This is a genomic window from Streptomyces sp. NPDC059524 (assembly GCF_042749255.1).
GTDB lineage: Bacteria > Actinomycetota > Actinomycetes > Streptomycetales > Streptomycetaceae > Streptomyces > Streptomyces xanthii.
This window is the reverse complement of record NZ_JBHYTK010000026.1, coordinates 16,270-34,375: the sequence shown is the minus strand read 5'-3', so window position 1 is coordinate 34,375 and position 18,106 is coordinate 16,270. Positions and strand designations below refer to the sequence as shown.

Annotated in this window: 21 protein-coding genes and 1 tRNA gene; 10 read left to right on the top strand and 12 right to left on the bottom strand. The window is 72.9% G+C overall.

Going from position 1 to position 18,106, the window contains the following annotated elements; all coding sequences use genetic code 11:
• Positions 1-4 precede the first annotated feature (4 nt).
• Positions 5-697 carry a restriction endonuclease gene (locus ACFW9D_RS10550; RefSeq protein WP_384620090.1) on the bottom strand — a complete coding sequence of 231 codons (693 nt, stop codon included), beginning with the start codon at positions 695-697 and terminating at the stop codon, positions 5-7.
• 246 nt (positions 698-943) lie between these two features.
• Here ACFW9D_RS10550 and ACFW9D_RS10545 point away from each other — a divergent pair, with 246 nt between their 5' ends.
• The 3 genes from ACFW9D_RS10545 to ACFW9D_RS10535 are packed head-to-tail and all read left to right on the top strand — an operon-like array spanning position 944 to position 2,964.
• Entirely contained in the window at positions 944-1,465 is a 522-nt protein-coding gene (locus ACFW9D_RS10545) for a hypothetical protein (RefSeq protein ID WP_384620088.1), read from the top strand.
• A 3-nt stretch (positions 1,466-1,468) separates the two neighbouring features.
• Positions 1,469-2,011, top strand: coding sequence for a DUF6529 family protein (locus tag ACFW9D_RS10540; RefSeq protein WP_384620087.1), 543 nt, complete (start codon positions 1,469-1,471; stop codon positions 2,009-2,011).
• Positions 2,012-2,034: 23 nt separating this feature from the next.
• On the top strand, positions 2,035-2,964 hold the full coding sequence (locus ACFW9D_RS10535) for a hypothetical protein (RefSeq protein WP_384620084.1): 930 nt from the start codon (positions 2,035-2,037) through the stop codon (positions 2,962-2,964).
• 38 nt (positions 2,965-3,002) lie between these two features.
• Here the strand turns inward: ACFW9D_RS10535 and ACFW9D_RS10530 are convergent, their stop codons facing one another.
• From ACFW9D_RS10530 to ACFW9D_RS10515, 4 genes are all read right to left on the bottom strand, one after another.
• The gene (locus ACFW9D_RS10530) at positions 3,003-3,848 is read right to left on the bottom strand and encodes an MBL fold metallo-hydrolase (RefSeq protein ID WP_384620082.1); all 846 of its coding nucleotides are present in this window, start codon (positions 3,846-3,848) and stop codon (positions 3,003-3,005) included.
• Positions 3,845-4,423 (bottom strand): TetR/AcrR family transcriptional regulator, encoded by a 579-nt coding sequence (locus tag ACFW9D_RS10525; RefSeq protein ID WP_384620081.1) that lies wholly within the window; start codon positions 4,421-4,423, stop codon positions 3,845-3,847. Before ACFW9D_RS10525 ends, ACFW9D_RS10530 begins: the two co-directional genes overlap by 4 nt.
• A 615-nt stretch (positions 4,424-5,038) precedes the next feature.
• Positions 5,039-6,640, bottom strand: a complete 1,602-nt coding sequence (locus ACFW9D_RS10520; protein ID WP_384620078.1) for an AMP-binding protein — start codon at positions 6,638-6,640, stop codon at positions 5,039-5,041.
• 234 nt (positions 6,641-6,874) lie between these two features.
• Positions 6,875-7,135 carry a hypothetical protein gene (locus ACFW9D_RS10515; protein WP_384620076.1) on the bottom strand — a complete coding sequence of 87 codons (261 nt, stop codon included), beginning with the start codon at positions 7,133-7,135 and terminating at the stop codon, positions 6,875-6,877.
• 71 nt (positions 7,136-7,206) lie between these two features.
• On the opposite strand from ACFW9D_RS10515, the gene ACFW9D_RS10510 reads away from it, so the two are divergent.
• Positions 7,207-7,482, top strand: coding sequence for a LysR substrate-binding domain-containing protein (locus tag ACFW9D_RS10510; RefSeq protein WP_384620073.1), 276 nt, complete (start codon positions 7,207-7,209; stop codon positions 7,480-7,482).
• A gap of 76 nt (positions 7,483-7,558) precedes the next feature.
• Here ACFW9D_RS10510 and ACFW9D_RS10505 read toward each other — a convergent pair whose 3' ends face one another.
• Positions 7,559-8,053, bottom strand: coding sequence for a hypothetical protein (locus ACFW9D_RS10505; protein WP_384620070.1), 495 nt, complete (start codon positions 8,051-8,053; stop codon positions 7,559-7,561).
• Between the two features lie 288 nt (positions 8,054-8,341).
• Between ACFW9D_RS10505 and ACFW9D_RS10500 the strand changes: the two genes are divergently transcribed.
• Together ACFW9D_RS10500 and ACFW9D_RS10495 are read left to right on the top strand one after the other, a co-directional pair.
• A tRNA-OTHER gene (locus tag ACFW9D_RS10500) sits at positions 8,342-8,460 on the top strand.
• Between the two features lie 94 nt (positions 8,461-8,554).
• Positions 8,555-9,637, top strand: a complete 1,083-nt coding sequence (locus ACFW9D_RS10495) for an alpha/beta fold hydrolase (protein ID WP_384620068.1) — start codon at positions 8,555-8,557, stop codon at positions 9,635-9,637.
• A gap of 57 nt (positions 9,638-9,694) precedes the next feature.
• Here the strand turns inward: ACFW9D_RS10495 and ACFW9D_RS10490 are convergent, their stop codons facing one another.
• Both ACFW9D_RS10490 and ACFW9D_RS10485 read right to left on the bottom strand, forming a co-directional pair.
• Complete coding sequence (locus tag ACFW9D_RS10490) at positions 9,695-10,258, bottom strand: heme-binding protein (protein ID WP_384620066.1); 564 nt, start codon at positions 10,256-10,258, stop codon at positions 9,695-9,697.
• 321 nt (positions 10,259-10,579) lie between these two features.
• On the bottom strand, positions 10,580-12,073 hold the full coding sequence (locus ACFW9D_RS10485) for an MFS transporter (protein WP_384620065.1): 1,494 nt from the start codon (positions 12,071-12,073) through the stop codon (positions 10,580-10,582).
• A gap of 189 nt (positions 12,074-12,262) precedes the next feature.
• On the opposite strand from ACFW9D_RS10485, the gene ACFW9D_RS10480 reads away from it, so the two are divergent.
• Entirely contained in the window at positions 12,263-12,619 is a 357-nt protein-coding gene (locus tag ACFW9D_RS10480) for a hypothetical protein (protein ID WP_223205843.1), read from the top strand.
• 82 nt (positions 12,620-12,701) lie between these two features.
• Complete coding sequence (locus tag ACFW9D_RS10475; protein ID WP_384620063.1) at positions 12,702-12,899, top strand: hypothetical protein; 198 nt, start codon at positions 12,702-12,704, stop codon at positions 12,897-12,899.
• Between the two features lie 297 nt (positions 12,900-13,196).
• Here the strand turns inward: ACFW9D_RS10475 and ACFW9D_RS10470 are convergent, their stop codons facing one another.
• The 4 genes from ACFW9D_RS10470 to ACFW9D_RS10455 all read right to left on the bottom strand — a co-directional run bounded on the left by ACFW9D_RS10470 (position 13,197) and on the right by ACFW9D_RS10455 (position 16,590).
• On the bottom strand, positions 13,197-13,637 hold the full coding sequence (locus ACFW9D_RS10470; RefSeq protein WP_384620061.1) for a VOC family protein: 441 nt from the start codon (positions 13,635-13,637) through the stop codon (positions 13,197-13,199).
• On the bottom strand, positions 13,634-14,641 hold the full coding sequence (locus tag ACFW9D_RS10465) for an MASE1 domain-containing protein (protein ID WP_384620058.1): 1,008 nt from the start codon (positions 14,639-14,641) through the stop codon (positions 13,634-13,636). Before ACFW9D_RS10465 ends, ACFW9D_RS10470 begins: the two co-directional genes overlap by 4 nt.
• Positions 14,642-14,649: 8 nt before the next feature.
• Positions 14,650-15,570, bottom strand: a complete 921-nt coding sequence (locus ACFW9D_RS10460; protein WP_384620055.1) for a PP2C family protein-serine/threonine phosphatase — start codon at positions 15,568-15,570, stop codon at positions 14,650-14,652.
• Positions 15,571-15,753: 183 nt separating this feature from the next.
• A complete protein-coding gene (locus ACFW9D_RS10455; RefSeq protein WP_384620053.1) occupies positions 15,754-16,590 on the bottom strand; it encodes an undecaprenyl-diphosphate phosphatase in 837 nt (278 codons plus the stop codon).
• Positions 16,591-16,705: 115 nt separating this feature from the next.
• Between ACFW9D_RS10455 and ACFW9D_RS10450 the strand changes: the two genes are divergently transcribed.
• Positions 16,706-17,083, top strand: coding sequence for a BlaI/MecI/CopY family transcriptional regulator (locus ACFW9D_RS10450; protein WP_384620050.1), 378 nt, complete (start codon positions 16,706-16,708; stop codon positions 17,081-17,083).
• 14 nt (positions 17,084-17,097) lie between these two features.
• Entirely contained in the window at positions 17,098-18,039 is a 942-nt protein-coding gene (locus ACFW9D_RS10445) for a M56 family metallopeptidase (protein WP_384620049.1), read from the top strand.
• The last annotated feature ends 67 nt before the right edge of the window (positions 18,040-18,106 follow it).

Sequence of the window (18,106 nt, the reverse complement as noted above, 5' to 3'; positions counted from 1 at the left end):
TAGTTCAGGCCGTCGAGCGTCTTTTCGTCCTGCCGTCGCCCTGGCCGTTGAGCGGGATCAGGGTGTCGAGGTGGGCGCCCTTGACCCAGGCGCCGAGCAGGTCGCGGTGCAGGGCGACGACGTCCTGGCGCGAGGCGAGGCCCTGCGCGGCCTTGGTGAACGTACGGCACGTGGTGACGAACAGGGCGACGTCCGCGCCGTGTTCGGGGCGGGCGGTGCCGACGAACTTCTGCATGTCCTGGGAGGACACGCTGCGGTCGGGCGCGTACTTCTTGCACTGGACGACGAGTTTGCGCCCGTCGGGGAGCCGGCCGACGACATCGGCGCCGAGGTCTCCGCTCCTGCCGCTGACGACGACCTTCGTGCAGCCGTCCCGGCGGCACAGCTCGGCGACGTACTGCTCGAACTCCTGCCAGGACAGCGCGTCGACCTCCGTCATCGACCGTTCCCTGGCCTTCTCCGCCTCCTCCTCGCGCCAGAGACGGTCCTGGCCGACCGCGTTCCGGTGGGCCCGCCACAGGGCCCAGCCGACGCCGCCCGCCACGACGACCCCGGCGACGGCCGCGACCACGGGCCACACCTGGTCCCAGTTCACCGCCAGCCACACGGCGGCGATCGCGGCCGCGCCCGCTCCGAGGCCCTGCAGCTTGCGGCGCGTGCCCTTGGGTAACCGGCCGCGCCCTCGACGTGCTGCCATCACCGCACCACTCCCCCACTCCGCTTCCGCGCGCTCCGCCCCGTGATCCGCAGTGTGAAAGGCCTGCCCGGGCCCCGCAAGAGTGCCTTCCGCGCCGCGCCGCCCCCGGCTCCGGTCGACGCCGCCATACCGGTGAAACTCCCGGCGGCCCCAGGCACCGTCGGCCGCCGGGATGGCGCGATCGAGCAGTATGCGGGCAGCGGGCCCCCGGACGCCGGGCCTCCCGAGTCGACATGTGGAGCTGTGATGAGGCGTATGCGCCTGGCCGTCGTGGGCACGGCCGCGTTCCTGACGATCGCCGCGACGAGCGGCTGTTCCGACGACAACGGGGGTGGCGGTTCCTCGTACGCGTCTCCGTCGTCGTCGACCAGCAAGAGCCCGAGCAGCGCCCCGTCCGGCGCCGCGGCCGAGGTGAAGACGGCGAAGGTCGGCGACCTCGGCACGGTTCTCGTCGACGGCAAGGGCCGCACCCTGTACCTGTTCGAGGCGGACAAGTCGACGAGCTCCACGTGCAAGGGCGGCTGCGCGACGGCCTGGCCGCCGCTGCTGACGGAGGGCAAGGCGTCGGTGGGCGGCTCGGCGCAGGACAAGCTGCTCGGCACGACGAAGCGGGACGACGGCAAGACCCAGGTCACGTACCACGGGCACCCGGTCTACGGGTACGCGGGCGACACGAAGCCGGGCGACGCGAACGGCCAGGCCCTCAACCAGTTCGGCGCCGAGTGGTACGTGCTCGACGCCGACGGGAACAAGGTCGACAAGGACTGACCGGTGGCCACCACGACTCCGGCCCGGGCCGTCGCGGTCGCGCTCGGCGCGGTGCTGCCCGTGGCCGTCGGGGTGGCGATCTGGCTGACCGGCCGGCACCATTCCCCCGAGTACACGACGAGCCTGTTCGGCGCTCACGGCGCCGACGCGGTCACGCTCAAGGCCCGCCTGGGGTCGGCCCTGTTCGGTCTCGCGGTCGTCCAGGTCCTGCTCGCGCTGTGGATGTACGGCCGCGCCCGGCCCGGGCGGGTCCGCCCGGCCCACCGCGCCGTCGGCTGGCTGGCCTTCCTGCTGTCGGTGCCGATCGCCTTCCACTGTGTGCGCACCTACGGCGTGGAGACGTCGAGCGCCCGTGTCTTCCTGCACTCGGTCGCGGGCTGCGCGCTGTACGGGGCCTTCGTCGCGAAGGTGCTGGTGGTGCGCAGCCGCCGGCTGCCGGGCTGGACGCTGCCGGTGGCGGGCGGCGCGCTGTTCGCCGCGATCGGGCTGCTCTGGTACTCGGCCGCGCTGTGGGCCCTCAACGGGTTCACCGTCCCGGGCTTGTAGCGGCGGCCGTCTAGGCTCGCCGTATGCGACGCGGCGATGTCACCGAGGACGACGGCACGTGGGTGGGGCTCTCCCTGGACCTGCGGGACCGTCCGCGTCCGGGGCTGTGCGTGTACAGCGCCGGGAACCGGCTGCTGATCTCCCAGGGGGACGCGCCCGTCCTGCTCGCCGTGATCGATCCGGGGTACGCGGGCGTCGACTTCTGGCGTACGGACGCGTACCGCTCGATCGTCCCGCCGCTGCGCGCCGATGAGGCTCGCGCCCTGGCGGGCAGCCCGCAGCGGTGGGCGCACCGCTTCGCCCGCTTCCTGGCCGACGCACCGGACGGACCGCTGCATGAGGGCCGCTGGCTGCTCTCGCCCGAGGGCCGGCTCCGTGGCCGCGACGCCGGGGTCCCGCTCGCGGAGCACTGGGGCGAGCTGCTCGTCGAAGGGCATCCCGACGGGTACATCGACTGGTTCGTCCACTCCGGGTCCTGGGAGGTCCTGCCGTCGCGGCCGATGCCGAACGCCGGCGACAGCCGGGTCAAGGCGTACCGCAAGCAGGCCAGGGACGGGACGCTCCCGCCGGTCCTGACGTGGTGGATCAGCGGCCTGGACTGCCATCTGATCCTCGACGGGCACGCACGCCTCGCCGCGGCGATCGCCGAGTCCGTGGAGCCCGCGCTCCTGGAGCTGCGCCGTGTGACGCCCCGCGACGAGCTGGCCGCGCGGGTCGACGAGGCGGTGGGCGCGTACACGTCGGAACTCGCCCGCTTCGCCGGGCTCCGCGCCACCCGGGGCCCCTCTGTACCCGACGGCGCCGCCCTCATGGGCCCGGTCCTCGCCCGCCGCCTCCGCGCCCTCGACACGGCGGGCCGCCCGACCTGGTCCTGGCCGCTGCCGGGCGGCGCCGCGCGGTGGGACCGCATCGCGGAAGAGGTCACGAACAGCCGTGGCTGGCCGCCGAGTTGACGGTTCACGCAGGGCGGGCGAAGCAGGACGAGTGCCCGTCACGGGGCAACGGACGGCGTCGCGCTCTGGTGCCGGTGCAGTTCCACGGGGTCGTGTGCCGAGAAGATCCTGATCTCGTCCCCGTTGGTCCGCGCCAGTTCCAGCAGCCGCTGCTGGTTGTGCAGCCGGGGCGACCGCTCGGTCTCCACGAGGGACTGGAACAGGCGCAGGCCCGCTGTCGAGCGGGGGTCGGCGGGGTCGACCTCGCCGTGGAAGAAGTAGGCGTCGCCCGCGTGCAGCAGCCAGCCGTCGCCGCTGTCCACCGCCACGCCGGTGTGGCCCCTGGTGTGGCCGGCGAGCGGCACCAGGAGGATCTCCGGGGGAAGTCCGGTGAGCCCGCGCACGGCGTCGAAGCCGAACCAGGATTCGCCGACCGCCTCGTAGGTCTCCCAGTCGGGGCCGTGCGCCCGCTGCGCGGCGGGGTAGCGGATCCGCTCGGCGCGCGTCCCGGCCGACAGCGCGGCGTCGAGCTCGGTCCGCAGCACGTGGACCTTGGCGCGGGGGAAGTCGCGCAGTCCGCCGGCGTGGTCGAGGTCCAGGTGGGTGAGGACGATGTGGCGCACGTCCTCGATGTCGTAGCCGAGCGCGGCCACTTGACGCACGGCGGTCTCGTCCGGGTCGAGCACGGGCCTGGCCACGACCCGGAACCCTCGGCCCAGCGACTCCGACGGCCGCGCCACGTCGTCGAGCCCGACACCTGAGTCGACGAGTACGAGGCCCTGCTCGGTCTCGATCAGCAGGCAGTGGCAGACCATCTCGCCGGGACCGAAAGGGCTGCCCGTCCCGTTGACCAGCCGGCGGCCGAACGGTCGCATGGTGCCGCAGTTCAGATGGTGGATCCTCATCGCACAGCCTCCGCAATACTCCGTCGCAGGTGGGCGCCCACCGCGTGGAGCGGCGCGACGTCCCGTCGGGTCTTCGCCAGCAGGAGCGCGCCCTCGATCGAGGCGACGAGGACGACGGCCAGGGCCGCCGAGCGGTCGGCTGCGACTCCGTGTCCGACGAGGTGGTCGCTGATCGTGTCGGTCCAGGACGCGTAGACGCGCTCGCACGCGGTTCTGATCGTCTCGCTGTCTCCGGCCGCGTCGAGCGCGACCGTCGCGACCGGGCACCCCGCGGTGAAGTCCGAGGCCTCCAGGGCGTCGGCGAGCGCCTGCAGCACGGCCCCGACGGCGGCCTCGGGCTCGTCGGCCGCGTCGAGGGCCGCCTTGATCAGGTCGCACATCTCGCCGCCGGACAGCGCGAGCGCCTCCGAGGCCAACTGCTCCTTCCCGCCCGGGAAGTGGAAGTAGAGCGACCCCTTCGGCGCCCCGCCCTCGGCGAGCACCTGATTGAGGCCGGTGGCGTGGTACCCCTGCGTCTGGAACAGCGTGGCCGCGGTGCGAAGTACCCGTTCCCTGGTGTCAGTTCGGCGTGGCATGACTTTTAATATACAGACTGGTCTAGTAAGAACAAGGGGGGCCGTCAGACCACCAGAGACGCCCTGGGCTCGACGCATCTCGTCGACGTGTACGTGCACGGTTCGGCCGTGCTGGGCGAATTCCGGGCCGCGCGCAGTGACGTGGACGTGCTGGCTGTCGTCGCGGGGGTGACTGGCCATGCCGAACAGCGGGCCCTGGGCAAGGAGTTGGCCGCTACGGCGACGCACTGCCCAGGCACGGGGCTGGAGTTGAGTGTCGTCACGTCGGCCACGGCGGCAGACCTCGGTGCCTGCCCGTTCGAGGTCCATGTCCGGGCGAGCGCGGAGGAGCGGGTCGTCCTTCCGGGAGCCGGTCACGCCCCGCGCGCTCCGCTTCGCCGAGGGCGGAGGGCTGTGGTCGAAGGTCGGCGGCGGACGGTGGTACCTGTCCCGGCACGGGGGGCACACGACGGTTGCCGCCGCCCTCTCACATCAGCTCGGGTGCGGGCCCCGGCCGGCGTCGGCCGATGCCGCGGTGTTCGTGGAGAGCGCCTGCCGACTGCTCACCCCGGGTCCGCCCTCGCCGACTCCCGCCCGCCGGAGGGCTTCCTGCGGGCGGGAGCGCGGGCCCCGGCTCTAGACCCGTGCGGCCGCTTCCTCCGCCTGCCTGCGCAGCAGCTTCTTGTCCGGCTTGCCGGCGTCGGTCAGCGGGAGCACCGGCAGGAAGGTGATGTGCGCCGGTTCGTACATCGCGCCGCGCTCCTCGCGCACCGCCGCCCGCAGTTCCTCCGCCGTCACGCCGGAGCCCGGCACGGGGACGACCGCGGCGTGCACCCGCTCCGTGCGGTCGGCGTCGCGCACGCCGTACACGGCGCTCTGGCGCACCTTCGGGTGCGCGTTGACGAGGTCTTCCAGTTCGGTGGTGTACACGTGGCCGCCGACGACCACGATCATGTCCTTGAGCCGGTCGACCACCGTGATGTAGCCGTCCGCGTCCAGGAACCCGATGTCGCCGGTGTGCAGCCAGCCGTCACGCAGCACCTCGGCGGTCAGTCCGGGCTGCTTCCAGTAGCCCGTCATCACGCCCTCGGAGCGGACGCAGATCTCGCCGAGTTCGCCGGTGGGCAGGTCCCGGCCGTCGGGGGCGCGGACGGCGACGTCCACGCCGGGCAGCACCCTGCCGGCGGACCGCAGCCGTTCGGGCCGCTCCGGGTCGTGGTCGTCGGCGGTGAGCACACTGATCCCGCCGGCCTCGTTCTGCCCGTAGAACTGCACGAGCACGGGCCCGAGACGGCGTACGGCGTCCGCGATGCGCGCGGGCGAGGCCTGACAGCCTCCGTACGTCAGGCCACGCAGGCTGCTGAGGTCGCGCCGTGTGAACTCCGGGTGGTCGAGCAGCTCGTAGAGGAGCGGCGGCAGCAGGAACAGGCGGGTGACGCGTTCGCGCTCGATGGTGGCGAGCACCTCGCCCGCGTCGAAGTCGTCGTGCAGCACGACGGTGCCGCCGGAGCGGATCACGATGTCCGCCAGCAGGCCCGCGGCGTGCGCGAGGGTGGTGCAGGCGAGTTGGCGGGGCGCCGGCTCCCCCGGGCGGACCGCGGTCGTCATGCGGTTCATCCGGGCGACCTGCTCGAAGGTGGTGACGATGCCCTTGGGGTGGCCGGTGGTGCCGCCGGTGTGCCGGATGGTGCAGATGTCGTCGGGCCGGGCCCGGGAGACGAACGGGTCATCCGGCTGCCCGGCGGCGAGTGCCGTCAGATCCGGCCCTGTCGAGCCCCCGCCCCCGCCGAGGACGAACACGTGCGGCACGGGCACGCGGTCCGTGATCTCGGCCGCACGGTCCGCGTACCGCGGGTCCACCATCAGGACCCGCGTCTCGACGTCCTGGACGATCGTCGCCTGCACGTCGGCGGACAGCTTGTTGTAGAGGTGGTTGACGCGGCAGCCCAGCAGGTTGGCGGCGTACCGGGCCGCGACGGCCTCGGGCAGATTGCCGCTGAGCAGGGTGACGGTGGTGGCCCGCTCGACGCCGGCGGCGGCGAGGGCGTGGGCCATTCCGTGGACCAGCGCGTGGAATTGACGGGACGTCATGCGGTGTTCGCCGTGGACCAGCAGTTCGCGGTCCGGGGCGGCCCGGAGGGCGTCGAGGCTCTCCTCGACGAAAGTACGGAAGAATGGGGGGTCTTGGCGGGTGGCGCGCGTGGGGGTGGCTACGGCTGCGGATGCCTCGGCGGGCATGTGCGTTCCTCCTGAACCCACGGGCGCCCTCGTCCCTGGGTGCGCCCGTGGTGGTGCTCGATCGGTCACGGAGGTCCGGGGCCGCCCACGCATGCGGGCGCGCCCGGAGGGGGTGGGGCCCACCCCGGGCAATTTGGTTGCCCCAGACAACCAATCTCAGGCTAACCTGCCGTCCCGTCAGTTCGCGCCTCAGATCAAGCCATATGCGCCCGCTTGACTCCTTCTTTTCCTTGATCACATAGGCATTTGACCATCGGACCCTTGTCGGGCGGCGGGCTCGCGCATCGAGTCGACGATCAGGCGGATGTCGTCCGGGGGCGTCGCCGGGTTCACGATCGCGAGGCGGGTGCAGGGGCGGCCGCGGTGGCTGGTGGGGGTGACGAAGGCCGCTTGCGCATCGAGCAGGGCGCGGCTCCAGCGCGCGTAGTCCGCGTGGTCCCAGCCGTGGCGCTCGAAGACGAGGACGGACAGCTCGGGTTCGACGAGCAGGTCCACGTGGTCGGCGGCGCGGATCAGCTCGGCGCCGGCCCGCGCCGTGGCGAGGTCCGCTCCACGGCGTCGCGGTTGTGACGGCGGCGCACAGGTTCAGCCCCCGCGTCCAGCATCACGTGGACAGCCTCGACCTGGCGGCACGGCTCATCGCGGCGGGCCTGGGCACCGCCTTCGTGGCCGCCGACGGCCCCCGCCACCCCGGCGTGCGCACGCTCCCCCTGGACGGGCTGGCCGGAACCCGCCGCAGCTACGCCCTGACCCGCCCCGGCCGCGCGGCATGGCCGACGCATGCCGCCGTGATCGCGGCCGTCGCCGGAGCCGCACCGGATTCCGCGGCCGCCGCGCACTGAACACGCGTGCGGGGGTACCGGCCACGACGGGCCAATACCCCCGCACCTCATACCTCCGTGCCGGACGCCGTTGCGCTCAGTCGAAGACGAGCGGGCCCGGGGCCTGCGCGGAGGTCGCCGTACAGGTCGCCGTGATGCCGAAGACGACCACCTTCAGGGACGTCGCCTCCAGGCTGTCGCCGGAGGCGACCGTCCCGGTGAGCGGGCCGGTCGACACGGGGCTGCCGGCCGGGATCGCGGGGTTGGAGTTGCCGGTGAACTGGACCGCGCCCGTGCCGTGGTTGGTGAGGGTGAGGGTGGAGTTCACGGAGCCCGCGCCGACATTGATCGGAGCGGTGATGGCGGAGGTCGACACCTCGATGGTCGCGGCGGTGCCGTTCTGCGCCGCGGTGAGGGTGGCGCTGCCGGAGCCCCAGGTGCCGCAGTCGAAGGAGATCGTGGCGGTCTGCGGCGCGACGGCGCCGGCCGCGGGAGCCAGTGCCAGTACGCCGGCCGCGAGGCCGGCGCCGAGCGCCGCGGTCAGCCCGGCGCGCAGGGGAGCGGAGAAGGAGATACGGGGGTTTCGTCGCATGGGCGTGCCCTGTGCCCTTCGTGTGGGGGGAAGGTCGCACCGGTGGCCTGACGGTCTGTCAGCCGTGGTGAGTGGGCCCATTGAGGCACGCCCCTCTTGAGACGACAAGGCACGGTCGCGCTTCTTTTGGCATGCACCGTTCAATTCGCGCCGTGGTCGAACCGCGGGCAGGGAGTCCCGGACACCCTCGCCGCGGCAGGACTTCGTCATCGGCCGACAAATCGATCGCCCCGCACAGGTCCGATCTCTATGCTGCGGTGAGCGGAATCGCGCGGTTCCGCAGGTCGGGGCGTCGTGGCAGAGCGGCCCATTGCGATCGGCGTGAGCGGTGCCTCGCTCACGCCGACTGGAGGAGAGGGGCGGGCACGCCCGTCTTCATCCCGCGGGTTCGAATCCCGTCGGCGTCCCGACCGCCCCGGCGGCTCCCTGTGTGAGCCGACTCGGCGGCGGGTAGGCGCGGGCACGTCAAGTGTCCCTCCGGCCCCAGGAGTTCCCGTGCCGATGCCCGCGCTCAACCGCACCACGACCACCGTCGGCGTCGCCGCCCTCGCCCTCCTCGGCGGGATCGTCATCGGCGGCACCGGCGCGGTGAGCGCGAGCCCCCCGGCCGAGCCGAAGGTGCAGAACACGTTCGACTCCCTCGGCGCCGACGTGCGCGCCGCGAAGCTGCCCTCGGGCCGCACCGCCCACTACACCGACTCGGGCCCGGCCGACGGCACTCCGGTGCTCTACATCGGCGGCACCGGGACCAGCGCCCGGGCCGTCCACATGACCGACTTCCTGCGCACGACCCGGCAGAACCTGGGCCTGCGCATGATCACGGTCGAACGCAACGGCTTCGGCGACACCGCCTACGATCCGGAACTGGGCCGCGCCGACTACGCCGAGGACGTGCTCCAGGTCCTCGACCGGCTCGGCGTACGGGAGTTCAAGGTGATCGCGATATCCGGCGGCGGCCCGTACGCCGCCGAGATCGCCTCCCGCGCCCCTGAGCGGATCAGCGCCCTGCACCTGGCGGCCGCGCTCCCGCCCTTCGGCGCGAAGCCGGCGTACTGCGCCCTGTCCGACGAGCAGCTCTCGGCCGCCGTGAAGGACCAGATCAGGGACCCGCGAGTGTGGTGGGCCTTCCCCGCCGACAGCCCGGTCCGGTCGATCCCCGGCTTCGCCGACACCGCGTACGAGGAGGGGGCGCGGACCTACAACCAGCGCGGCCAGCAGGCGGATCCGGCGCCGCAGGTGCACGAGCAGCGGCTGTACTGCGAGCGCCCCGGCCCGGACGCGTCGAAGCTGACGGCGCCCGTGTTCCTGTACCACGGCGACAAGGACACCACCGTGCCCGCGAGCACCCTGGCCACGTGGCGTGAGCAGTTCGCCCCCGGCCAGGTGCGGACCCGCACGTACGCGGACTCCGGGCACGACGTCCAGTACCGCCACTGGGACCAGATCCTCGTCGACCTGGCGGGCCGGGCGGACCGGACGGTGGTCTGCCGGGACGAGCACACGCGGGCGCTGCCGGCCCGGGAGGCGGACTCGCTGGTCGGCAAGGGGAAGGCGACGCTGGGCAGTTGCGCCTGGAACGGCTGAGCCGACCGCCCGCGGCCGGCTCGGGTTCCGGCCGCGGGCGGTGGCGGTTCACGGGGGTCAGTGCCCGAGCGCGTCGGCTCCCGCCTTGGCGAACTTCTCGTCGAGGTCGCCCGAGGGCGCGCCCGCGACACCGATACCGGCGATCGGTGCGCCCTTGGCGGTGACCGGGTAGCCGCCGCCGAGGAAGAGCGTGCCGGGGATGTCCTTGAGCGTCGGGGCGTTCGCGAGGCGCTTGACCAGCTCGGAGGTCGGGGCGTTGAAGGAGACGGCGGTGAACGCCTTCTTCTCGGCGGACTCGTACGACTGCGGGCCGGCGCCGGCGCCTCTCAGGGCGACGACCGTGTTGCCGTTGCGGTCGACGACCGCGACGGAGACGCGCTGGTTCTCCTTCTCGGCGGCGTCGAGCGCGGCCTGCGCCGCTCTGGTGGCGGCGTCGATCGACAGGTGCGTGGTCTGGATCAAGTTCTTGTTCGACGCGTCGGTCCGCACCGTGGTCGTGGCCGGCGCGGCCGGGGACGAAGCGTTGGCGCTGTACACGCCCAGGCCCCCGAGGGCGACGGCGGTGAGGGCGGCGCCGGCCATGAGGCGGGCGCGCCGGGAGGACATGGCGTGGGACTTCATCGGGTGCTCCTGTGCCGGACGGAGACCGCGGGGACACCGACGGGGCCGGTGCGCCCCACAGAGCCTGGTGCGATCCAAGCTGGCCCGGACGGTATCCCATTCGCCGCCCGTCGGGGACCCGTCCCGGAGATTCAGAAATGCCCCGCCCGCGGCCCGGCCTTCAGTCCCGCCGCGCACCGCACCTACCACACACCTCAATCACCGGCCTGAACTGGGAAGATGGCGAATCCCTCTGCGCCACCCACCCCGATCCGCCGATGATCCGGGCGCGGTCGCGACGATGGATGCTTCGACCACCCACATACGTGCGGTATACCAATATCAGTGACGCCGGGCGTCCTCGCCGGGCTCCAGCGCGGGGGCCGTGACGCCCAGGTGGGCGCGGCACTGGGGACGCGGCGCCTCGGCCAGGCGCGGGCGCACCGTCCGGGGACGGACGAAGACCGCTGCCAGCACGGCGCTCAGGACGAACAGGCCCGCACAGCCGTACGCGGCGCGGTGGAAGGACGTGTTCACGGCGTCGGGCCGGGTGTACGCCTCGCCGGACAGTCCCACGGCGAGCGGCAGCGCGGCGACGACGAGCAGCTGCGCGACGCGGGCCGCGGTGTTGTTGACCCCGCTGGCGAGCCCGGCGCGCTCGGGCTCCACGGAGGCCAGGACGGTCGCGGTCAGCGGTGCCACGAACGTGGCCATGCCGAGACCGAGCACGCCGACCGCGGGCAGCACGTCGGCCGCGTACGAGGAGCCGGGGTGGATCCGCAGCATGAGCAGGACGCCGACCGCGGCCACGAGCGGTCCGGTCACGAGGGGGACGGTCGGGCCGACGCGGCGGGCGAGGTCGCCCGAGCGGGCGGAGAGGAGCAGCATCAGGACGGTGATCGGCAGGGTCGCCACCCCGGCCTCCAGCGCGTCGTAGCCGAGGGCCACCTGGAGCTGCACGGGCAGCAGGAACAGGATGCCGCCGATGCCCGCGTAGAGGCAGAGGGTCATGCCGTTGGTGGCGCTGAACAGGCGGGAGCGGAACAGGGACGGCGGCAGCATCGGCGCGGCCCTGCGCCGCTCGACGAGGACGAAGGCGACTCCGGCCGCGACACCGAGCACCGCCGCGAGCGCGGTGCCGCCGGCTGGGACACCGCCGGACGCGCCGATCAGGGCGTAGCTGACACCGGCGAGACAGAGCGCGGCGAGGGCCGCTCCCAGCTGGTCGAAGGGGGTGTCGGCCGCGGCCGGGTCGCGGCTCTCGGGCACGTGGCGCAGGGCGATGGCGAGGACGACGGCGGCGAGCGGCACGTTGATGAGGAAGATCCAGCGCCAGCCGGGCCCGTCGATGAGCCAGCCGCCGAGGAAGGGCCCCAGCGCGCCGGCGACCCCGGTCAGGCCCGACCACGCGCCGACCGCCCGCGCCTGGTCGTCGGGGTGGTACACGGCCCGTACGAGGGCCAGTGAGCCCGGGGTGAGGAGGGCGCCGCCGACACCTTGCAGGGCGCGGGCCGCGATGAGCGTCCCCTCGTCGGGGGCGAGGCCGCACAGCGCGGAGGCGACGGCGAACCAGGCGACGCCGAGGACGAGGGTGCGCCGCCGCCCGATCCGGTCGCCGAGGGCGCCGCCCCACAGGAGCAGCGCGGACAGCGTCAGCATGTAGGCGTTGACGACCCACTGGAGGGTGGAGAGGGAGGCGTCGAGGTCGCGGCCCATCTTGGGCAGTGCGACGTTCACGACGGTTCCGTCGAGCATGGCCATGCCGGAGGCGAGCACGACGCACGCGAGGATCCAGCGCCCGCGCGCCGAGGACAGCCTTACATCCATGCCCGCCATTCTGCTCCGGACTGCGCCGGCGCACCGGGCGGCGGCCGCGCGGGGTCCGCAATGTCACGGGCTGCCGATGAATTTCTGTACGTGCGGGAACAGGGCACCATATGTGCGGGCTCGGGGGCCCGGGTGTAACACGCCAGCAATTGCGCGGCGCTGAAGGGGAGAAAGGCCAAGCGTCAGATGGGATTTCTTGTGAACGGCACCGGCCACCCCACACCCGGATACCAGTCGTACGAGCGGCCCCCGGAGCCCGACCGCTCGGAGCGCACCGCGCGCACGGCCCGCAGGACGGCCCTCACGATCTCCACGATCGCCGACGTCGCCGCCGGTTTCCTGGGCCTCTGGATCGTTCTGTACCTCCTGGAGGCCAACGGGGCGAACCCGTTCGTCTCGTTCGTGCACTCGACTGCCGACTGGCTCTCCGGGTGGGCACAGGACATTTTCACGATGGACACAGAATTCCTGCGGATCATTCTCAATTTCGGTCTTCCGGCGTTGATCTATTTGGCGGTGGGCCATGGGATCGCGGCTCGGATCAATCGCGCCTGACGGTTCGGTGAACGCCGATGGATACCGGTGAATGCCGCAGCACGGCGAAACGGCGGGCAAGGGCAGCGGAAGGAGCAATGAGGTGACACGTACGCACGGCGCCGGAAACGATCTCGCGCCCATTTATGAAGAACTCGTGCGGGAGCGGGGTGACGTCATGACCGAGGCGCAGCGGGCGGCGGCGCACGCGCGGCATCAGGAGGCGGCCCTGCTGCCCGGACCGGTTCCCGCGGGTCCGCCCGTGCCTGCGTCGGCGGGCCCGCAGGGAAACGGACAGTAGACCGGGCGACCCGGAGCGCATCGTTTCTGCGTCCCGCTCGTTGCACAGGACACCGCGGGTCCGGGGACGCGCACTCCCCCTCGGGCCCGCAGCACAGAGCCCAGTTGTCGGCACCGTAGGTCACACCGAACGCCGGTGTGCTGGTGCGTTCCGACGGGTGCGGGACCGGCCCCCCTCCTTCCGGTCCCGCACCCGCCTTGCCGTCCCCCGAGGGCACACCCGTATCTGTACGCACCACGGCGGCGATCAACCCCACGGGCCGGTTGGCACAGGCGTGCTCCCCTTCCCCCGTTCGGGTCAGGCCAGGTCTTCGGCGAGGCCCACGATGATGCCCTCGGGGCCGCGCACGTAGGCGAGCAGGAAGGTGTCCTCGAAGCGCTCGATCGTGCCGACGAGTTCGGCGCCGTGGGGGCGCAGGCGGGCGACGGTGTCGTGGAGGTCGTCGACGGCGAACATGATCCGGCGCAGGCCCAGGGTGTTCGACGGGGCGGCCTGCGGTTCCGGGACGACGGGGGCGGGGCGGTGGAACCGGGCGAGCTCGACCCGTCCGGGGGCGCCCGGGACGCGCAGCATGGCGACGTCCTGGCGCACGTCGTTGACGCCGATGACACGCTCGGCCCAGCGCCCTTCGAGCGGGAACCGGCCCTCCAGTTCCATGCCGAGTTCGACGAAGAACGCGATGACGGCGTCGAGGTCCTCAACGACGATCAGGACGTTGTCCATCCGCCGGATACTCATGCGGGGTCTCCTTCGGCCCGGGACGGGTCCGGCAGGTGCCGGGGCGGCACCTCCGGCGGCATCTCGCCCGCGGCCAGATGGTCCAGGACCTCGGCGAGTTCGTCGCAGGCGCTCTGCACCGAGCGGCGGGTCGCGATCTGTTCGGTGACGAGCGCCGAGAGCAGCAGGGCGGTCAGGGCGGTGGCGCCGTTGAACGCCTGCAGCTTCACCATGATCTCGACCTTGGACAGATTGAGGAAGGCCCCCTTGCCGGTGTTCGCGGCGTACGTGGTCAGGACGGAGGAGAACAGGGCGCACAGCGTGCTGCCGGCCAGCTGGAAGCGGAGGGCCGCCCAGATCAGCAGCGGGAAGACGAGGAAGAGCAGGCTCGTCTCGCCGAGTGCGCCGAGCGGCACGATGACGAGCGCGGCCACGGCCAGGCAGGCGGCCTCCAGCCAGCGGCGGCCCCACGGGGCGCGGCCGACGCCCACGAGGAGGAGCAGCAGCGGGGTGACCAGGAGGACGCCCATCGCGTCGCCGACCCACCAGGACAGCCAGACGGCCCAGAACTCGCCCCGGTCCAGGTCTCCGTTGACGGCCTGGACGCCGACGCCGATCGTCGCGCTGATCAGCATGGCGCCGAGCCCGCCCAGGAAGACCAGGGCGAGCCCGTCGCGCAGCCGTGAGATGTCGAGCCGGAAGCCGATCCTGCGCAGGCAGAAGTAGGCGCACAGGGGGGCGAGGGTGTTGCCCGCGACGTTGACGAGCGTGGTCATCTGCGGGGTGACGATGGAGGCGATGACGAGGAAGGAGCCGAGGGCGATGCCCGGCCACACCTGTACGCCGAACATGAGCAGGGCCGCGACGGCGACGCCGGTCGGGGGCCAGATGGGGGTGACGACGACGCCCTCGACGACGACCTGGCTCAGCAGACCGATGCGGCCGGCCACGTAGTAGCAGGCGGCCACGACCAGGAGCTTGAGGGCCGCCTCCACGGGCGGCAGCAGTCGCCGAGTCACCACCACAGCAGTCATCAGACACCGGGCGGACCGGATCGGCCAGACGAGGGCGTCCGGCCGGGGCCGCGCGAGGAGCCGCCCGGGGCGGGGGGCAGCTTCGGTGCCGGGTACCAGGGCACGCCGACGTCGTGGCCGATGACGAGCACGGCGGCGTCGTCCTCGTGCCCGACGGTGTCGGCCAGCTTCATCACGCCGCCGACGAGCGCGTCGATGCCGAGGCTGGCCCCGGCGGTGATCTCGGCGAGTCGTCTGACCTGGCCGAGGCCGTCGTCGATGTGCAGGGAGGGGCCCTCGACGACGCCGTCCGTGACGAGGACGAGGACGCCGCCGACGGTCAGCCGGTGGCAGGCCACGGGGTACTCGGCGCCGCGCATCACGCCGAGCGGCGGCCCGACCTCGCCGTCGTCGATGCCGGAGCGGCCGTCGGCGGTGGCCCAGATGTGCGGGATGTGTCCGGCCCGCGCACACTCCAGGACGCCGGTGTCGGGGTCCAGGCGCAGGAACGTGCAGGTGGCGAAGAGGTCGGCGTTGAGGGAGATCAGCAGGTCGTTCGTCCGGCCGAGCAGCCGGCCGGGGTCCTCGGTGACCGAGGCCAGCGCGCGCAGGGCCACCCGGACCTGGCCCATGAAGGCGGCCGCCTGGGCGTTGTGGCCCTGGACGTCGCCGATGGAGATGCCGATGCGGCCGTCGGACATGGGGAAGGCGTCGTACCAGTCGCCGCCCACGTTGAGCCCGTGGTTGGCCGGCATGTAGCCCACGGCGATCCGTACGCCCGGGGGGCGCGGCAGGTCGCGGGGCAGCATGCCGTGCTGCAGGGCCACCGCCAGCTCGACCCGGGAGCGCTGCATCTCGGCCAGCTCCCGGGCCCGGGCGGTCAGCGCGCCGAGCCGCTGAAGCAGCTCGTCACCGCCGTCGGCGGACCCACTGCGGAACATCGCTCACTCCGGTCCCACGAGATCCCCTCGCACCAGCCCACTCTGTGGGGTTTCCCTTGTGAATCATCCTGAACGGCTTTTCGTACCGAACGACATAAATCGCCCCCTTACTCTGCCCAAAGTCGGGGGCTGCCGCACCTTGTCGGCCTTCGGGCCCGCTGCCGAACGGTCGGCGCGTCCGCGTCAGGCGCTGAGCACACCCGCGCCGAGCAGGCCGAACAGGGCCAGGCCGATGACCACGCGGTAGACGACGAAGGCGTTGAAGGAGTGGCGGGCCACGAACTTCAGCAGCCAGGAGATCGAGGCGTACGCGACGACGAAGGAGACGGCCGTGCCGGCCACGATGGGGGCCGCGCCCGCGCCGCTGCCCACGGCGTCCTTCAGCTCGTACAGGCCGGCGCCGGTCAGGGCGGGGATGCCGAGGAAGAAGGACAGGCGGGTCGCGGCGACCCGGTCGAGGTCGAGCAGGAGCGCGGTGGACATGGTCGCCCCGGAGCGCGAGAAGCCGGGGAAGAGCAGGGCGAGGATCTGCGAGCAGCCCACGAGCATGGCGTCCTTGAACGTGGTGTCGTCCTCGCCGCGCTTGTGCAGGCCCGTCCGGTCGGCCACCCACATGACGCCCGATCCCGCGACGAGGGACCCCGCGACCACCCACAGGGAGGCGAGCGGGCCCTCGATGAGCGGCTTCGCGGCGAGGCCGACGACCACGATCGGGATCGTCGCGCAGATCACCCACCAGGCGAACTTGTAGTCGTGGTGGTAGCGCTCCTCCTTGTCGCGCAGACCGCGGCCCCACGCGGTGACGATCCGCACGATGTCCTTGAAGAAGTAGACGAGCACGGCGGCGATCGCGCCGACCTGGATGACCGCGGTGAAGCCGACCACGGCGGGGTCGTTCACCGGGATGTCCATGAGTCCCTCGGCGATCTTGAGGTGGCCGGTGGAGGATACGGGCAGGAACTCGGTGACGCCCTCGACGACGCCGAGGATCACCGACTGCCCGAGGCTGATGGCACTCATCTGTTGTCCGTTGTCCGTTCCGTTCGGGCGCATGGCACACTGAGGCACACCAGCTTCTACACCGGTGTCGAACTTCTACACGACTGTAGAAGGTGACGGAAGGAACGCCAAACCCATGGGCTCCCAGCTGCCGGACAGCGGCCCCAAGCGGCCCAACGGCGCGCGCGAGGCCGAGATCCTCGCCCTGCTGCAGGAGGCCGGTGCCGCCCTGACACCGGGCGAGGTCACCGAACGCCTCGGCGGCGAGCTGACGTACAGCAGCGTCGTGACGATCCTCACCCGCATGCACACGAAGGAGCTGCTGAGCCGCACCCGGCGCGGGCGGGCGTACGCGTACGCGCCGGTGACGGACGACGCCGGGTTCGCCGCGCGCCGGATGCACACAGTGCTGGCCGAGCGCCGGGACCGGCAGACCGTCCTCGCCCGTTTCGCGGACGACCTGTCCAGCTCCGACGCCGAGCTGCTGCGCCGGCTGCTCGACCAGGCCCCCTGAGGACGCGCCGCCCGATGCACATCGCCGTCTACCTGCCGCTGTTGCTGCCCCTGCTCGCGCCGCTGTTCGCCCGGCCGCTCGCCGAGCGGTGCGAGCCCCGCCTCGCCACCTGGCTGCTGACCGCGACCTCGCTGGTCCTCGGCGCGGCGAGCACGCTCTCGCTGGGCGCGCTCGCCGTCGCGGGGCTGCTCCGGCTGCCGTTCCTGGCCGGGCTCGGGCACTGGTCGGCCGGTACCGCGCAGCGCGACGACCCGATCGAGCTGTCCGTCTCGCTGGCCGCCGGGCTCCTCCTCGGCGGGGCGGTCGTCATGGCCGTGCGCATGCTCTGGCGCCGGGCCCGCACCCTCGCGGCCGCCGCGGTGGAGGCCGCCTGCATGCCGGCCCGTGACGGAGTGGTCGTGATCGAGGACGACGCGCCGGACGCGTTCGCGCTCCCGGGGCTGCCGGGGCGCGTCGTCGTCTCCACGGGCATGCTCGACACCCTCGACCGGACCGAGCACGGCATCCTGCTCGCGCACGAGCGGGCCCATCTGGCCGGGCACCACTACGCGTTCGTGGCACTGGCCCAGCTCGGCGCCGCCGCCAACCCGTTCCTGCGCCCGCTCGCCCGGTCCGTGACGTACACGGTCGAACGCTGGGCCGACGAGCGCGCCGCCGCCGCGACCGGCGACCGCGGACGGGTCGCGCGCGCCGTCGGCAAGGCGGCGCTCGCCTCCCGGCCCGCCGCGCGCCGCCCCCTGGGCGCCGCGCTCGGCATCCTCGGCCTCGCCCGGCGCACCGGGATCGCGGCCGCCGGACCCGTGCCGCGCCGCGTCGCCGCGCTCCTCGCCCCGCCGCTCGGCCGCCATCCGCTGCTCGCCGCGGCGACCGCCGCCGTCCTGACCGCCGCGACACTGTCCAGCGCGGAGGCGGCCCACGACCTGCACCGCCTCCTGGAGGCCGTCGGCGCCTCGTAGCCGACGCCGGGCCGGTCCCGTCCCCCGACCGCCGGGCCGCACGGCTGCATACGGCTGCGCCGTGCGC

Bases quoted from the DNA above. Each gene is read 5' to 3' on its own strand.
- ACFW9D_RS10550 (WP_384620090.1), bottom strand. From the start codon at position 697: ATGGCAGCACGTCGAGGGCGCGGCCGGTTACCCAAGGGCACGCGCCGC.
- ACFW9D_RS10545 (WP_384620088.1), top strand. From the start codon at position 944: ATGAGGCGTATGCGCCTGGCCGTCGTGGGCACGGCCGCGTTCCTGACG.
- ACFW9D_RS10535 (WP_384620084.1), top strand. From the start codon at position 2,035: ATGCGACGCGGCGATGTCACCGAGGACGACGGCACGTGGGTGGGGCTC.
- ACFW9D_RS10530 (WP_384620082.1), bottom strand. From the start codon at position 3,848: ATGAGGATCCACCATCTGAACTGCGGCACCATGCGACCGTTCGGCCGC.
- ACFW9D_RS10525 (WP_384620081.1), bottom strand. From the start codon at position 4,423: ATGCCACGCCGAACTGACACCAGGGAACGGGTACTTCGCACCGCGGCC.
- ACFW9D_RS10520 (WP_384620078.1), bottom strand. From the start codon at position 6,640: ATGCCCGCCGAGGCATCCGCAGCCGTAGCCACCCCCACGCGCGCCACC.
- ACFW9D_RS10505 (WP_384620070.1), bottom strand. From the start codon at position 8,053: ATGCGACGAAACCCCCGTATCTCCTTCTCCGCTCCCCTGCGCGCCGGG.
- ACFW9D_RS10495 (WP_384620068.1), top strand. From the start codon at position 8,555: ATGCCCGCGCTCAACCGCACCACGACCACCGTCGGCGTCGCCGCCCTC.
- ACFW9D_RS10490 (WP_384620066.1), bottom strand. From the start codon at position 10,258: ATGAAGTCCCACGCCATGTCCTCCCGGCGCGCCCGCCTCATGGCCGGC.
- ACFW9D_RS10485 (WP_384620065.1), bottom strand. From the start codon at position 12,073: ATGGCGGGCATGGATGTAAGGCTGTCCTCGGCGCGCGGGCGCTGGATC.
- ACFW9D_RS10470 (WP_384620061.1), bottom strand. From the start codon at position 13,637: ATGAGTATCCGGCGGATGGACAACGTCCTGATCGTCGTTGAGGACCTC.
- ACFW9D_RS10460 (WP_384620055.1), bottom strand. From the start codon at position 15,570: ATGTTCCGCAGTGGGTCCGCCGACGGCGGTGACGAGCTGCTTCAGCGG.
- ACFW9D_RS10455 (WP_384620053.1), bottom strand. From the start codon at position 16,590: ATGAGTGCCATCAGCCTCGGGCAGTCGGTGATCCTCGGCGTCGTCGAG.
- ACFW9D_RS10450 (WP_384620050.1), top strand. From the start codon at position 16,706: ATGGGCTCCCAGCTGCCGGACAGCGGCCCCAAGCGGCCCAACGGCGCG.
- ACFW9D_RS10445 (WP_384620049.1), top strand. From the start codon at position 17,098: ATGCACATCGCCGTCTACCTGCCGCTGTTGCTGCCCCTGCTCGCGCCG.